General features: G+C 64.6%; 16 protein-coding genes. 8 read left to right on the forward strand and 8 right to left on the reverse strand.

Going from position 1 to position 15,152, the window contains the following annotated elements; translation table 11 throughout:
* Nucleotide 1: 1 nt before the first annotated feature.
* The 5 genes from B6S44_RS21815 to B6S44_RS21835 form a co-directional block, all read right to left on the reverse strand.
* The gene (locus tag B6S44_RS21815; RefSeq protein ID WP_129158990.1) at nt 2–748 is read right to left on the reverse strand and encodes an ABC transporter ATP-binding protein; all 747 of its coding nucleotides are present in this window, start codon (nt 746–748) and stop codon (nt 2–4) included.
* Entirely contained in the window at nt 745–1,677 is a 933-nt protein-coding gene (locus B6S44_RS21820; protein WP_129158991.1) for a branched-chain amino acid ABC transporter permease, read from the reverse strand. The genes B6S44_RS21815 and B6S44_RS21820 overlap by 4 nt, the downstream gene beginning before the upstream one ends.
* Nucleotides 1,677–2,582, reverse strand: coding sequence for a branched-chain amino acid ABC transporter permease (locus B6S44_RS21825; RefSeq protein WP_129158992.1), 906 nt, complete (start codon nt 2,580–2,582; stop codon nt 1,677–1,679). The genes B6S44_RS21820 and B6S44_RS21825 overlap by 1 nt, the downstream gene beginning before the upstream one ends.
* A 19-nt stretch (nt 2,583–2,601) precedes the next feature.
* Complete coding sequence (locus B6S44_RS21830; protein WP_129158993.1) at nt 2,602–3,900, reverse strand: ABC transporter substrate-binding protein; 1,299 nt, start codon at nt 3,898–3,900, stop codon at nt 2,602–2,604.
* 74 nt (nt 3,901–3,974) lie between these two features.
* Nucleotides 3,975–5,102, reverse strand: coding sequence for a zinc-dependent alcohol dehydrogenase family protein (locus B6S44_RS21835; RefSeq protein ID WP_129158994.1), 1,128 nt, complete (start codon nt 5,100–5,102; stop codon nt 3,975–3,977).
* Between the two features lie 202 nt (nt 5,103–5,304).
* Between B6S44_RS21835 and B6S44_RS21840 the strand changes: the two genes are divergently transcribed.
* Genes B6S44_RS21840 through B6S44_RS21870 form a run of 7 tightly spaced genes read left to right on the forward strand, consistent with a single transcriptional unit; the run spans nt 5,305 to nt 11,103 of the window.
* A complete protein-coding gene (locus B6S44_RS21840; protein WP_129158995.1) occupies nt 5,305–6,531 on the forward strand; it encodes an ABC transporter substrate-binding protein in 1,227 nt (408 codons plus the stop codon).
* 43 nt (nt 6,532–6,574) lie between these two features.
* Complete coding sequence (locus tag B6S44_RS21845) at nt 6,575–7,435, forward strand: branched-chain amino acid ABC transporter permease (RefSeq protein ID WP_129158996.1); 861 nt, start codon at nt 6,575–6,577, stop codon at nt 7,433–7,435.
* On the forward strand, nt 7,432–8,418 hold the full coding sequence (locus tag B6S44_RS21850) for a branched-chain amino acid ABC transporter permease (protein WP_129158997.1): 987 nt from the start codon (nt 7,432–7,434) through the stop codon (nt 8,416–8,418). Before B6S44_RS21845 ends, B6S44_RS21850 begins: the two co-directional genes overlap by 4 nt.
* The gene (locus B6S44_RS21855; protein WP_129158998.1) at nt 8,411–9,133 is read left to right on the forward strand and encodes an ABC transporter ATP-binding protein; all 723 of its coding nucleotides are present in this window, start codon (nt 8,411–8,413) and stop codon (nt 9,131–9,133) included. Before B6S44_RS21850 ends, B6S44_RS21855 begins: the two co-directional genes overlap by 8 nt.
* 10 nt (nt 9,134–9,143) lie before the next feature.
* Nucleotides 9,144–9,863 carry an ABC transporter ATP-binding protein gene (locus B6S44_RS21860; protein ID WP_129158999.1) on the forward strand — a complete coding sequence of 240 codons (720 nt, stop codon included), beginning with the start codon at nt 9,144–9,146 and terminating at the stop codon, nt 9,861–9,863.
* Between the two features lie 45 nt (nt 9,864–9,908).
* The gene (locus B6S44_RS21865) at nt 9,909–10,304 is read left to right on the forward strand and encodes a carboxymuconolactone decarboxylase family protein (RefSeq protein ID WP_129159000.1); all 396 of its coding nucleotides are present in this window, start codon (nt 9,909–9,911) and stop codon (nt 10,302–10,304) included.
* Nucleotides 10,305–10,311: 7 nt separating this feature from the next.
* The gene (locus tag B6S44_RS21870; RefSeq protein ID WP_129159001.1) at nt 10,312–11,103 is read left to right on the forward strand and encodes an N-acyl homoserine lactonase family protein; all 792 of its coding nucleotides are present in this window, start codon (nt 10,312–10,314) and stop codon (nt 11,101–11,103) included.
* A gap of 6 nt (nt 11,104–11,109) precedes the next feature.
* On the opposite strand, the gene B6S44_RS21875 is transcribed toward B6S44_RS21870, so the two are convergent.
* From B6S44_RS21875 to B6S44_RS21885, 3 genes are all read right to left on the reverse strand, one after another.
* The gene (locus B6S44_RS21875; protein WP_129159002.1) at nt 11,110–12,321 is read right to left on the reverse strand and encodes an alpha/beta fold hydrolase; all 1,212 of its coding nucleotides are present in this window, start codon (nt 12,319–12,321) and stop codon (nt 11,110–11,112) included.
* Nucleotides 12,318–13,235, reverse strand: coding sequence for an NAD(P)-dependent oxidoreductase (locus B6S44_RS21880; protein ID WP_129159003.1), 918 nt, complete (start codon nt 13,233–13,235; stop codon nt 12,318–12,320). The genes B6S44_RS21875 and B6S44_RS21880 overlap by 4 nt, the downstream gene beginning before the upstream one ends.
* A gap of 106 nt (nt 13,236–13,341) precedes the next feature.
* Entirely contained in the window at nt 13,342–14,031 is a 690-nt protein-coding gene (locus B6S44_RS21885) for a GntR family transcriptional regulator (protein WP_129159004.1), read from the reverse strand.
* A gap of 142 nt (nt 14,032–14,173) precedes the next feature.
* Between B6S44_RS21885 and B6S44_RS21890 the strand changes: the two genes are divergently transcribed.
* Nucleotides 14,174–15,145, forward strand: coding sequence for a Bug family tripartite tricarboxylate transporter substrate binding protein (locus tag B6S44_RS21890; RefSeq protein WP_129159005.1), 972 nt, complete (start codon nt 14,174–14,176; stop codon nt 15,143–15,145).
* Nucleotides 15,146–15,152: the final 7 nt, after the last annotated feature.

Consider the following 15,152-nt stretch of genomic DNA (forward strand, 5'->3'; position numbering starts at 1 on the left):
GTCAAACCCCGATCACGTTCTTGCGCACGTCAGGGTCGTTGAGAACCTGCTCCGGCGTGCCCTCCAGGCTGATCCGACCGCCCGACCAGACGGCCACTTTGTCGGCGTAGCGCGACACCACGTCCATGTCGTGCTCGACGAAGATCGCGGTCGTCTCGTTGTACTTCAGGGCCTTGATCAATGTGTCCATGATGGCGAACTTCTCCTTGCTGGAGACGCCGCTGGTCGGCTCGTCCATGAAGATCAGCCGAGGTTTGAGCGCGAGCGCCATGGCGATGTCGATGAGCTTGCGCATGCCTTCCGGCAGTTCGCGCACCGGCCGCTGCGCGACCTCAGCAAGACCGATGACGCCGAGCAGATCGAACATCTCGTCGCGCTTGGGATGGCGTTCGAGCGGCGTCCACGCCTGCCAGATGCCCTCCCGCGCTGCCAGCGCGAGCAGCATGTTCTCGATCACGGTGTTGTCGAGGAACAATTGCGGGAGCTGGAACGAGCGCCCGATGCCGCCGCGTGCGATCCGTCTCGGGGCGACGCCAGTGATGTCGCGACCTTCGAACATGACCGCCCCCGATTGCGGCACGAGATAGCCGGTGCAGAGATTGACGAAGGTGGTCTTGCCCGCGCCGTTGGGGCCGATGATCGCGACCTTCTCGCCCTTCTTGACGGCAAGGGAAGCATCGTCGGCGGCTTTCACGCCCCCGAAGCTCAGGCGCAGATTGCGCGCTTCCAGAACCAGAGACTCTGTCATGGGCGCACCTTTCGACGCAGACGCAGCTGGGTCAGGCCATCGGGCGCGAACATGATGATCGCGATCAGCGAGAGCCCGAGGATCGTCTGCCAGTAGCTGGCCGCGAAAGCGGCGGCGTAGTTGCGGATGACCTCGAAGACGATCGAACCGGCGAACGCGCCGACGACGTTGCCCGAGCCGCCCAGGATCGAGATGAAGACGAACTCTCCCGAGCGCACCCAATAGGCGAATTCGGGAGCGACATGGCCTGTGACGATCGCGATGATCGCGCCGCTCATGCCAGCGAGCGCAGCCGAGACCGCATAGGCGATATGGAGCGCGCTATTGCCGGACACACCGAGATATTCCAGGCGCGTCTCGTTCGACTTGATGGCCTCCAGCGCCTTGCCCAACGGCGAAGCCAGGTAGCGCGCGACGAGGAACGCCGACACCGCCGCGACGGCGAGCGTGGTGTAGAACATCCAGGTTTCGAAGGCGACGCGGCCGAGCCTGACACCCCCGAGGGTTGGTCGCGCGACGTTCATGCCGTCGCCGCCGCCGGTCAGATGATAGAGCTTTTCCAGCAGCGAGAAGGCGACCATCGAGATCGCCAGATTGATCATCGCGAAGAAGATGTCGCGATAGCGTACGGCAAAGAAGCCGAACGCTATCGCGATCACCATGGCGACGAAGCCGCCGAGCGGGATCAGTACGAGCGTGTCGAGAGACAGCCGCGCATTGACCAGAAAGGCGACCGTATAGGCGCCGGCTGCATAGTAGAGTCCGTGCCCGAACGAGATCTGGCCGGCCCGCAACAGGATGACGATGCCGAGCACCGTCAGCCCGACCGCGAGCGCAATGGTGAGCATGACCGTCGCCCAGGGAGCGATGATCGTGGCGACGCAAAGTGCGAGGGCGGCGCCGGCGCCCATGATGACTTCAGGACGCATCAGACTTTCCTCGTCTGCGGGACGCTGAACAGGCCTTGGGGCTTGATCAGCAGAACGACGAACATGATCAGATAGGGGACGAGGACATCGAATTCCGGCGCCGTATAGACGGCGATCGAGCGCCCGAGGCCGATCATCAACGCAGCCACCGCCGCGCCCTCGATCCGTCCAAGACCAGCTGTCGCGGCGACCGCGAAGGACAGGATGATCATGCCGGAGCCCATGCCGGGCACCAGTGAGGTCGAGCCCGACGCGAGCGCTCCGCCGAACGCGGCGAGCGATGCGCCGATCATGAAGGTCAGCAGATAGACCTTGGCGGCATCGACGCCCATGGCCGCGGCGGCCTCGCGATCATCCGTCACCGCGGTGACAATCCGCCCGATGCGGGTGCTCCGCAGCACGTAGCGCAAAGTCAGCAGGACGACGACCGCGAACGCCGGCACGACGACCAGCTGGTAGAGCGAATAGTTGATGCCGAGGATGTTGACCGTTCCCAGCAGGGACAGCGGAGTATTCACGAAATAGGGACTCACGCCCCAGATCGCCTTCTGCAGGTCCTCGAAAATCATGAAGACTGCGAAGGTGACAAGGAGCTGCAGCACCTGCTCCTTGCCGTAGATCCGACGCAGCAGCGTAACCTCCAACAGCCCGCCGAGCAGGACACCGACCAGCACCGCAGAGAGAGCCATGGCCGGGTAACTGAGCCACGGGCTCAGCCCGGAAGCCGCCAGCAGCAGGCCGAAGCTCGCCGCCACATAGGCGCCAATCGCGTAGAAACTCCCATGCGCGACGTTGACGATGCGGAGCACGCCGAAAATCAGAGACAATCCCACGGCGACCAGGAAGACCTGGGCGCCATAGGAAAGTCCGTCCAGCGTGGCCAGGAGGACTGTCTGGAGGAACATGATGACGAGACCTGTCCGCTTACTGCTTCGCGGAGAAAAGTTCGATCGACGGATCGTTCGCCAAGTCGGACTTGATCTTGGTCAGCCATTCGGCCGACTTCTGTCCGATCGGCGTGGTGACCAGCTTGCCCGGATAGATCGCGATGTTGTCGAGCGTCGCGAAATTGAAGGCGGGATTGCGGACCGTCGTGCCGATGAGCTGATCCTCGAGGCCCTGGCTGTCGTCGCGAATCGAGACTTCGCTGGTGAGGCCGTGGAAGCTGAGGTTCTTGAAGGCTGCCAGCAGCTGCTCCTTCGATGGCCACGGAACCTTGTTGTCGACAGCAGCCTTCTCATAGGCCTTCTGCATGGCCGACATGGCCTGTGACATGTGGAACACCGGGTAGATCGGATAGGAGCCGGTCTTCTCGCGATACCGCTTCACGAAGTCCTGGAAGGCCGCGTCGCTCTTGTGCTTGGGATGATCGAAATAGTGGTCGCCGCGGGCGCCGATGACGACGCCGGCCGGCAGCGCATTGCCGAGGCGCTCAAGCGAACTCTCGCCCAGCGGAAAGACATAGGTGCCTTGGGTCATGGCGCCGCGGGCAGCCGCCTGCTGGACAAAGGTGTCGAGGTCGCCGCCCCAGGAGGTATTGACGATCACGTCCGGCTTGAGTGCCTGGATGCGTGAGATTTCGGTCGAATAGTCCGGCGCGCCGAACTTCGGGAACAGTTCCGCAACCACCTGAACGTCCGGCTTGAGCGCCTTCAGCGCGGTGAGGAACAGGGCCCATTGGTCGCGACCGGCAGCATAGTCCTGGTTCACGCCGGCGACGGTCTTGAAGTTGGGCTTGTTCTTCACGAGGTAGAGCGCTGCCGCGAGCATCTCAGCGCCCGTGTGCGCCTGCGTGCGCACATTGAACTTGTACTTGTTGTCCTCGAAGATGCGGGGCGAGCTGCAATCCCACAGGATGTTGGGAACCTCGAGGTCCTCGGCGACCGGAGCCAGCGCCAGGCAGTTCGCGCTCGAAACCGAGGCGAACATGACCTCGGCCTTCTCGTTGAGAACGACACGGCGGTATTCCGACATCAGCTGGTTGGCGCCGGCACCTTCGTCGATCACGATCGAGCGGACCGGGACGCCGAGGATGCCTCCCTTGGCGTTAAGATCGGCGATCATCATGTCCGCCGCGTTCTTGCCGGGAACGCCGAACACCGAGGCGGGGCCGGACAGGAAGGTCGTGATGCCGATCACGAGCTCCTTGGGCTTCTCGGCCGCCTGGGACGAGGATGCAGCGAGCATCGCGGCGCACAGGGCGCCGATAGATTTTCTGATCATTTTTTCCTCCTCTGAGTGGTTTTTATGTCTGCCCGCATTCCGAGCGCGTTCGCCGATGGGCTGCGGCGGCGTCTTCAGAACCGGATCACGTGACGCACGACCTTCCCCTGGTTGAGCAGGTCGAAGGCGGCGTTGATGTCGTCCAGCGGACCGGTGCTGGACAGGAGCTTGTCGACAGGCAGCTTCCCGCGCTGAAAAAGCGAGATGTAGTGGGGTATGTCGCGCGGCGGCACGCAGCTGCCCATGTAGCTGCCGTGGATCGTGCGCTCTTCGCCAACGAGATTGACGGCGGGAATGGCGAAGCTCGAACCCGGCGCGGCCAGGCCGGCCGTAGCGGTCTTCCCGCCACGCTTCGTGATCTTGTAAGCCAGCTCGAAAGCCTTGACCGAACCGGCCATCTCGATCGCATGATCGACGCCGCCATTCAGCTCGGCGCGAACCTGCTCGACGACATCCGGATCTGAGGCCACGAAGGTGTCGGTGGCGCCGAGACCGCGGGCAAGCGCCAGCTTGTCCTCGCTCAGATCGATCGCGACGACCCGCGAGGCGCCGCTGGCCAGCGCCCCGAGGACGGACGACAGGCCGACCCCTCCAAGGCCGACGACCGCGACCGTCTGACCCGGCCGCACGCGGCAGGTGTTCACTACCGTTCCCACGCCGGTCATCACGGCGCAGCCGAATAAGGCGGCATGGACGGGGTCGATGTCCTGGGTGACCCGCACGACCGAGCGGCGCGACACGACCGCATATTCCGCGAAGGCCGACACGCCGCTGTGATGGAAGGGCTCGGCGCCATCGTCGCAATGGAACCGACGGGCGCCTGACAGCAGCGTCCCAGCACCGTTGGCGGCATGGCCCGGTTCGCAAAGTTGGGCTCGGCCATCCACGCAGGTGGCACAATGGCCGCAGGTCGGCAGGAAGCTCATCACAACCTGCTCCCCGCGCTTCAGATCGCTGACGCCCGCTCCGAGCTCCTCGACGATGCCGGAGCATTCGTGTCCGAGGACCATCGGAGTGGGTCGCGGGCGGTCGCCATTGATGACGGACAGGTCGGAATGGCAGAGGCCCGCTGCGGAAATTTTGACCAGGACTTCCCCCGGTCCCGGAGGATCGAGTTCGACCGTCTCGATGCTGAGCGGCATGCTCTCCGCATAAGGTCCTTTGACGGGCGAGCGGCGCAGGATCGCGGCGCGAATCTTCATCAGTGATCCTCCCTTAGCGGTGCTCCCGACTGCGGCAGTCCCGCTTGTTGCCATAGCGTCATGCGCTTTGGCTGTTATTTCGGATCAGTTTGCAGCTATCAGACAATCTGTCAATGCTATTGACAGTCAATGCCCGCGCAAGGCAGGTTCTGACGGTCGGTGCGAGCCGGCCCAATGACGAATGAATTGACGGGAGCGAGAGATGCCGGGAACGGAAAGGAAGTACGGGCTCGGGCCAACCCGTCGACATGCATTGGCACTGACGGCGCTCGGAATTGCCTCACCCTTCGTGCTGCGCGACGCAGTGGCGCAAGGCAAGGCGATCAATGTCGGCGTGATCATGCCACTATCTGGCGCGAATGCGCAGTTCGGCATCAATTCGCGCAACGGCGTCGAGCTCGTCGCCGACGAGATCAACGCCGCCGGCGGTATCAAGTCGCTCGGCGGAGCGCGGATCAATCTCGTCGTCGCCGATTCGACCTCAACCCCGACCACGGCCGCCAATGTGGCGCAGCGCCTGCTAACCCAGAACGACGTGGTCGCGATCCTTGGCGCATTCGCCTCGGCGCTCACCATCGCGATCTCGGAAGTGACGGAGCGCCGCGGCGTGCCGCTGCTGACCATGTCCTTTTCCGATCAGATCACCGGCCGCGGCTTCGAGAACATCTTTCAGGTCGTCGCCAAGGCCTCCGCGATCGGTAAGGCGCAGTTCGACGGCACGGTCGCGATCGCCGCTGCAGCCGGGCAGAAGCTCGATAAGATCGCGATCATGTACGAGGACACCGCCTACGGAACCTCGCAGGCTGCGGGCCTGCGCGACGGCGCCAAGGCGGCCGGCGTGCAGATCGTGATGGACGAAGCCTATCCGCTCGGCATCACAGACGTCACGCCGCTGATCAACAAGCTCAGGGCTTCAGGCGCGCAGGCCGTCTTCCCGGTTTCGTATCTCAACGACTCCCTGCAGATCATTCGCGCCATGCGTCAGCAGAAGATCGCAATCCCGGCGATCGGCGGCGCCGCAGGCTACGTCATCCCCGATTTCGAGAAGGGACTCGGCGAATTCTCTGAAGGCGTTCTCTCAATCTCGCCGGCCAATTACGATCTCGCGCCGGAGCTGACCGAACGTTTCCGCAAGCGCTACGGCTATTTCATGGTTCACGAGGCCCTGGAGCATGCGGTCTGCATGGATGTGCTTGCCCAGGCGCTTGAGCAGGCGAAGTCGACCAAACCTGACGATCTGCGCAAGGTCCTGCACGGCACCCGCTTCGAAGGCGGTTGGACCAAGGCCATGACGGGCGGCGCTGTCCAGTTCGACAAGACCGGGCTCAACACCCTCTCCGTGCCGGTGATGGTGCAGTGGCGCAACAAGGAGCTGGTGACCGTCTGGCCCTCGCAGGTCGCCAAGTCCAAGGCGATCTGGGCGAGCTGAAGCTTGCCCGATCGACCTCAAGCCACAGCGGAGAACGACTGACATGGCGGTGGTGCAGGCCATCCTCGATGGGCTGATGATCGGCGGCGTCTACGCCGTCATCTCGATCGGCTTGACACTGGTCTTCGGCGTGATGGGTATCGTGAACTTCGCCCAGGCGGAATTCCTGATGCTCGGCATGTTCGTGGCCTATTTCGCCTGGGCGTGGCTCGGTCTCGATCCACTGCTGGCTGCGCCGCTCGCTTTCGCCGTCGTCTTCGCGCTGGGCGCAGCGCTGCAGCGCCTGCTGATCCGGCGCGTGATGAAGGCGCCGGAAGTGGCGCAGATCTTCCTAACAGTCGGGCTCCTGATCGTGCTCGAAAACGCCGCGCTCCTGATGTTCGGCTCCGGCTTCCGCTCGGTCACGACGCCCTATCAAACCTCGTCGCTGCAGCTCGGGCCGCTCTTCGTCAGCGTCCCCTATCTCGCCGCCTTTGCGATGTCCGTCGCTTCAGGACTGGCGCTTTTCCTGTTCATGAAGTCGAGCTGGTTCGGCCGGGCGATGCGAGCGACTGCGCAGGATCCGATGGCGGCGAAGCTGATGGGCATCAACGCCGACCGCATGCACATGCTCGCCTTCGCGCTCGGCGTCGGCCTGACAGCCTTCGGCGGCGCGGTGATCCTGCCCTATCTCACCGCCTCGCCGACCGTCGGCGCGCAGTTCGTCGTGCTGATGTTCACCGTTGTGGTGCTCGGCGGGCTGGGTTCCGTTGCCGGCGCAGTCGTCGGCGGCCTCGCGGTCGGCGTCATCCAGTCGCTGTCCGCTCTCGCTTTCCCGATCCAGCTCCAAAACTTGGTGCTCTTCGTCGTCTTTATCGCCGTGCTCGCGCTCAGGCCGAAGGGTCTGCTGGGGGCGGCACGATGAATACATCCTCCACTCGCCTGGTTGCCCTCTTCGCGCTGCTTGCGATTGCCGTTGTTCTGCCGTTCGCCTTCGATCCGCGCGGCTACGCCATCCGCATCCTGTGCCTGGCCCTGCTGTTCGCGGCGATGGCGCAGGCCTGGAACATCGTCGCCGGCCTCGCCAACCAGGTCTCGCTCGGCCACGCTGCCTTCTTCGGTATCGGCGCCTACACCTCGACGCTGCTGCTGATCCATTTCGGGCTCTCGCCCTGGCTCGGCATGATCGCCGGCGCGGTGCTCGGCGGGCTCGCCGCGTTGCTGATCAGCCTGCCGACCATGCGGCTGCGCGGTCACTACTTCGCGCTGGCGACGCTGGCCTTCGGTGAGGTGATGCGCGTCATCGCCAACAGCTGGGGCGGGCTCACTGGCGGGCCTGTCGGTATCTCCGTGCCCTTCGCACCGCCCGATCTCGCCATGCTGCAGTTCAAGGAGACGCGCCCCTATTACTGGCTGATGCTTGCCGCGCTCGTGCTCGTCACCACGATTTTCCTCGCGATCAAGCGCAGCCGCCTCGGCTATCGCCTGCGCGCGATCAAGGAGAATGCCGACGCGGCCGAGGTGATCGGCGTCGACACCACCCGCACCAAGATCGTCGCCGCAGTGATCTCCGGCATGATCACCGCCTGCCTCGGCACGCTCTATGCGCAGTTCCAGTTCTTCTTCGATCCTGACACGGTGTTCGGTGTCGCCTCGGTCTCGGTACGCATGGCGATGATTGCCATCGTCGGCGGCATCGGCACGGCTGCAGGGCCGATCCTCGGCGCCTTCTTCGTCATCCCGCTCGAAGAGTTCGCCAATCAGATCTTCTCGGCACAGGCCGCCGGCCTGTCCCAGCTCGTCTTCGGCCTGCTGCTGATCGCGGTGATCCTGATCGAGCCCCGCGGCTTCATGGCGATCGGTCCGAGACTGAAGCGCCTCTTGGCAAGGGAGAAGGCTGATGGCTGAGCCCGTGCTCGACATAACCGACATCTCCAAGCGCTTCGGCGGTCTGCAGGCGCTGTCCAAAGTCTCGCTTTCCATCGCCAGCGGCGAGATCGTCGGGCTGATCGGCCCTAACGGAGCCGGCAAGACCACGCTGTTCTCGACCTTGGTCGGTCTGCATAGGCCGGACAGCGGCGCGGTCAGGCTGGACGGGCGACACCTCGTCGGCCTGAAGCCGCACCGCATCGCCGCCGCCGGAATGGTCAAGACCTTCCAGAACGTCGCGCTCTTCCTCGATTCCTCTGTGCTCGACAACGTTCTGACCGGCGGTCTGATGCGGCACCCGGTTGAGGGTGCGCGCGATCTCGCCCGCCGTTGTCTCGAACGCGTCGGGATCAGTGCGATCGCCGGCAAGCTCGCGCGCGATCTCTCCTTTCCCGAGCGAGCCCGCGTCGAGGTCGCGCGGGCGCTCTGCACCGAACCGCGCGTGCTTTTGCTCGACGAGGCGATGGCAGCGCTCAACCATGTTGAGATGGACGAGTTCATGGCGCTGCTGCGCCAGCTGCGCGCCGAGGGACTGACCTTGATCGTGGTCGAACATCACATGCGAGCGATCATGTCGCTCTGCGAGCGGCTCGTCGTCCTGAACTTCGGCCAGGTGATCGCGACCGGAACGCCGGCCGAGATTTCGCGCGATCCAGCGGTCGTGCAGGCCTATCTCGGTCGTTCGGCGGCTTGAGGAACAACGCATGACCACATCCGCCCCGCTCCTCGCGATCGAGAGCCTCGATGCCGGCTATGACAGCGTCGACGTCCTGCATGGCGTCTCGCTCGCCATGGACGCTGGCGAGTTCGTCTGCGTCATCGGCGCCAACACGGCTGGCAAGAGCACACTTCTGCGGACCATCTCCGGTCTCGTCGCCTCGCGCGGCAGTATCCGATTCGAGGAGCAGGAGCTGGTCGGACGGCCTTCGCACCAGATCCCCGGCCTCGGCATCGCGCACGTGCCGGAAGGCCGGCACGTCTTCCCCGAGATGAGCGTCGACGAGAACGTCATGCTCGGTGCCTATGCCGTACGCAACGCCGCCGACCTGGCGCAGCGGCGCGAGCGGGTGCTCCAGATGTTTCCACGCCTGCGTGAGCGGCTGACCCAGGCGGCTGGGACCCTGTCCGGTGGCGAGCAGCAGATGGTCGCGATCGGGCGTGCACTGATGCTGTCGCCGCGCCTGTTGCTGCTCGACGAGCCGAGCCACGGACTTGCGCCGAAGGTCGTCGACGAACTGCACGACACCTTCCTGACCGTTAGCAGGACCGGCACAGCCATCCTTCTCGTCGAGCAGAACACTACGCTCGCACTCTCTGTCGCGAGCCGCGGCTATGTACTCGAATCTGGGCGCATCGTGCTGACCGGCACGAGCGCGGAACTCTCAAACAACGATGCCGTCCGTAGCGCCTATCTCGGGCTCTGACGGCGTCGCACGCCCTTGTCATCCGTCCCCAAAAAGGAGTTGCCCATGTCCAACAGCGAACAGTTTGAAAAAGGCCTGCAGATGCGCCGCAAGGTGCTTGGCACGGAATACGTCGATGGCAGCATTGCCAAGGCCGACGACTTCATGATGGCCTTCCAAAATATCACCACCGAATGGTGCTGGGGCTATGCCTGGACCCGGCCCGGCCTCGACCACAAGACCCGCTCGATGCTGAACCTCGCCATGCTGACGGCGCTCAGCAAGCCAGTCGAGCTCAAGCTCCACGTCAAGGGCGCGCTTGCCAATGGCGTGACTGTCGACGAGATCAAGGAGATCCTGCTGCATGCGACAGTCTATTGTGGCATCCCGGCCGGGCTCGACGCCTTCAAGGCAGCCCATGAGGTGCTGAAGGCCGAAGGCGCGATCCCTACGGAGAAGTGAGGAGCAAATGCGCCACTGGGAGGTCTACGCGCTGCGCTATGCCGTGCATGAACGGGCGGCGTCGGAGAACTTCCTGCGCCCGCCGGATCCGCACGACGCGCCCATGCCGATGGATTATTTCGTCTGGGTGCTGCGCTCCGGCGGCGAGACCATCGTCGTCGACACCGGCTTCACCCCAGAAGGCGGCGCCAGACGCGGGCGGACGCTGATCCGCCCGGTCGAGACGGCGCTGGCCCAGCTCGGCGTGGCGCAGGAGGCGGTCGCCGATGTCGTGATCACCCATCTTCACTACGATCACGCGGGCAATCTCGACCTGTTCCCGCAGGCCCGCTTTCATCTCCAGGACGCGGAGATGAGCTTCGCTACCGGCCGGCACATGTGCCAGGCCTGCATCCGCTACCCGTTCGAGGTCGAGGACGTCGTGCGCATGGTGCGCGCGGTCTATGCCGAGCGCGTCGTCTTCCATGACGGCGACGCCGAGATCGCCGAGGGCGTGAGCCTGCACAAGGTCGGCGGCCATAGTGCGGGGCTGCAGATGGTCCGTGTCCAAACGGCACGCGGCTCGGTCGTGCTCGCTAGTGACGCGGCGCATTTCCTCGCCAACATCGAACGCCAGAATCCGTTCCCGATTTATTTCGATCTCGGCGCGCTGGCGCAGGGTTGGCGGGCTGCGCGGCGGCTCGCTGGTTCCGAGGATCGCGTTATCCCGGGACATGATCCACTGGTGCGGACGAGCTATCCCGCCGTCGCGGGATCGGATGGTGAGACAGTGGCGCTGCACCTGCCTCCGCTAGCGTGAGCTTCCTCAGCTCCCGACATGCTCCAGCGCCGCCACGAGGTGCGGGCGGAACAGGTCGGGATGTTCGCACATCGGGAAGTGGCCGAGCCCGTCCATGACGCGCAGCAGCGCACCGGGGATCAGTGCCGCCAGCTTCTTCCCGTCCTCGGGCGTCGCCGAATAATCGTAGGTGCCGCTGAGCAGGGCGACCGGCGTGCGCGAGGCATCGATTCGCAGCGCGACGTCGCCCCCGTCGAACTCGTCGCTGTAGAAGGCGAGATCGCCCGTGTAGACCTGCGGCGCACCTTGCGAATAGATCCAGGCGGCGCGGCGACGCTGGTCGAGCGGGCTCGTGGGACTCATCAGCCCGCGCACGAAGGCCGGGTTGTGCAAGCCCGCATGGACCGCGACATGGTGCTGGAAGGGGTTGCGCCGGCCCTTCGAACGGAAAGGCGGCTCGATCGCGATCACACCGGCGACGAGATCGGGGCGCTCGGCGGCCAGGAGCAGCGCCATTGCGGCGCCCATCGATCCGCCGGCGACAATCACCTTCTCGCCGACCGCCTGCTCGATGATCGCGCTGCACCAGCCGAGATAGCGCTCGCCCGTCAGCTGGTAAGGCTCGCCTTGCCAGCCCGAGGGCGGCAGCGAACGGCCGTGGAACGGCATGTCCGGCGCGAGCATCCGATACCTCGCCGCAAGCTCGGTATCAGCGAGCTGCCCAAGGAACTGACGCCCGTCGGCGCCGGCTGTGTGCAGGAAGAGCAGCGGGCGGCCGTGGCCGGCCTCCTCGACGAAGACGTCGCAGAGGCCCTCCTCTAGACCAACCGGCCAATAGTGCCCGGTGATTTGGCGCATGTCGCGCGCGACGTTGGCGGCCGGCATCGCCGGCGAGGCGCAGACGATCTCGAACAGGCGCTCCAGCATCGCACGCGCCTGTGCGATCCGTTCCGGCGCACCCTCGATGACGAAAGCCTCATTGGTGATGGCCAGTGCGGTGAAGGCCTGGAAACGTGGTGGCGGTGGCGTCTCGAGGACACGCCCCCAGTCGGCGGCAGCAGCCTGTATGACGATGTCACCCGGCGCGTCGGGGTCGAAGGCCGCGACACCGTTCTCCAGCCGCAGCCTGATCTCCGCGCCTGCGCCTCGCAGATGCAGCCCCGTCCTCGTCAGGCCCGAGCCGAGCCTACGCAGTTCCGCGTCACCCAGCGCTGCGGCAAGGCGCTCCTTGAGGCTCATGCGGCGTGCGAGCGGTTGGCGTCCATATCGGCGAGGAAGCGATAGATCTCGGTATGGTCCGCGTCCGGCTTGAGCGAGCCTTTCGCCTTCTCCCAAAGATCGGCGACGGTGGCGATCTGCGGGATTCCTAAACCGAGATGCCCGGCGAGATCGGCCGCAATGCGCAGATCTTTTGCCATCAGCGCCAGTGAGAATCCCGAGTTGAAGGCCTCGCTGATAACGAAGGGCTTCATCTTCACCTCGGTGGAATTGTTGCGACCTGTCGAGGCGTTGAGTACATCGACGATGACCTCCGGCGCGAGACCGAAGCTGCGGCCGACCAGCAGGGCCTCGCAGGCCGCGATCAGGCCGGCGGCCGAGACATAGTTGTTCAGCGCCTTCATCGCATGCCCGGAGCCGACCGGCCCCGTGGCGAAGATCGATTTGCCCATCGCAGCCAGGATCGGCCGCGCCCGCTCAATTTCGGCCTGTGGCCCACCAGCCATGATCGACAGCGTTCCGTCGATGGCGCGCTTTACGCCGCCGGAAACCGGCGCGTCGATCAGCGGCAGGCCGAGGGGTTCCAGGTCGGCAGCAAGGCTCGTCGTATCGGTCGGCGCCGACGAGCTCATGTCGATGACGAGCGTTCCGGCTGGCAATGCCCCTGCGATACCATCGGGGCCGAGCAGGACCTCGCGCACCACGCGGCCATTCGGCAGCATCGTGATGATCCCGGCCGCCCCGACGACGGCCTCGGCCGCGGTCGGGAACGCCTTGCCGCCAGCAGCCGCCAGCGCAGAGCGCGCCGCCGGCGCCGGATCGGCGCCATGAACCGCGAAGCCGGCCTCGATCAGCCGCTTCGCCATCGGCAATCCCATCTGGCCAAGGCCGACCATCGCAATGATTGCAGGTTGAGCTATCGGGGCTATAGCCATGGCGTTTATCCTCCGGCTTACCCGGACGTGACTAGCCACCGGGCGATGATCAGAGAGATATCATCGCTATCAGACAATCTGTCAATCAGAGAAACGAGGTTGTCGGTTAGGCCGGCTTTTCAGCCTCCTGGCGGGCAAGCACGGCGAGCGCGACCTTGGCGGCCATCGCAATATGATGCTTGCAAGCGGTTTCGGCCCGGTCTGGGTCGCGCGCCACAATCGCGTCGAAAATCGCCCGGATTTCTGCGACGCTGTCGGCGAGCCGGCCACTCTGCGTCATCGACGTCACCCGCAGCAGGGTGATGCGGTTGTGCAGCGTCGTCAGCGATTGCGTCACGAAGGTATTGGCCGCGCCTTGCATCAGCACGGCGTAGAAGCGCGTCTTCGCGGCAACGAGCGTCGCACGATCGCTCCCTTGGGCTGCAGTCGCGAAACCGTCGACCGCGCGCCCGAGTTCGGCAATCGCCGCATCGCTGCCATGCTCCGCAAAGTTCCGGCCCGCAAAGCCTTCGAGTAGCGCTCGCAGCTCATAGAGCTGGCGCGCTTCATCATGGCTGATCGAACTCACCTCCGGGCCGCGGTGGGGAACCGTGACGACGAGACCTTCTGCCTCAAGTTGCCTTAGCGCTTCTCGGACGGAGGTCCGTCCTACCCCGATCTGTTCGCAGAGCTCGCGCTCGATTAGCCGCTGCCCTGGTTTGAAATGCCCGGCGGCGATGGCGCTGCGGATCCTGTCCTCCACCAAAAGGCGAAGCGTCGCAGCCTGGCGGGGAATTTGAAGATCGATCGTGTTCATTCTCCACTCTTCGCGCCCGTCTGATGATCAGTCAATCGGCGGTTGCATGCATAAGATAATGACAGATTGTCTGATAGCAGGCAATATGATAACGCGCTTCCTCTCATGAGCAGAGTCCATCTGCCGATCCCTTGGAGGAAACATGCTTCGCCTTGCCAAGCCACTGCTCGCCCTGGGCTTCGCCCTCGCCTCATTCAGCAGCGCTGCCCAAACCTACCCGACCCGCCCGATCAGCATGATCGTCCCGTTCGCTGCCGGTGGCACGACGGACGTTCTGGCCCGCATCGTCGCCGAGGCGATGGGCCAGCAACTCGGCCAGAACGTCATCGTGGAAAACATCGGTGGCGCCGGTGGCCGTACCGGGACCGAACGTGTCATTCGGGCCGCGCCGGACGGCTATACGATCCTGTTCGGCAATATGGGGCCGATGGCCGCCAGCAAGGCCCTGTTCAAAGACCAGCGCTACGACCCGCGCAGCGATCTCGCTCCAATCGGACTCGTGTCCGACGTGCCCATGGTCATCGCCGCGAGCAAGAAGAGCGGCGTGACCGATCTAAAGACCTTCGTCGCCAGGATGAAGGAGAAGGGCGACGCGGTCACATTCGGCACGGCCGGCTACGGCGCGACCTCGGACATGGCGCCGAATCTGCTGCTGCATCTGACAAAGCTCAAGGCCACCATCGTGCCCTATCAGGGGGCGGGACCTGCGATCCGAGATCTGACGGGGGGGTTCGTCGACGCCGTGATCGACCAAACCGTGACGCTCCTGCCACTCGACCAGGGCGGTGCGGTCAAGGCTCTGGCCGTCAGCGGGCCGAAGCGCATTCCGCAGGCGCCAGACCTTCCGACCTTTGCAGAAGCCGGGCTGCCGGAATTCAGCATGACCGTGTGGAACGCGATCAGCGCACCGAAAGCGACGCCACAGCCGATCGTTCAGAAGCTCGTCGCGGCGTTGGATGCCAGCCTTTCCGCGCCGACTGTTCAAAAGCGCTTCGAGGACCTGGCCGTGCCAGTGCCCGCCCCCGAATTGCGCGGGCCCGCCGTCTTGCAGAAGCTCGTTGCAACCGAGGTCGAACGTTGGGCTGCCGTGTTTAAGAACGTCGATAAGCCCTGATCTCAGC

The sequence above is a fragment of the Allobosea sp. Tri-44 genome, from assembly GCF_004123845.1.
Lineage (GTDB): Bacteria > Pseudomonadota > Alphaproteobacteria > Rhizobiales > Beijerinckiaceae > Allobosea.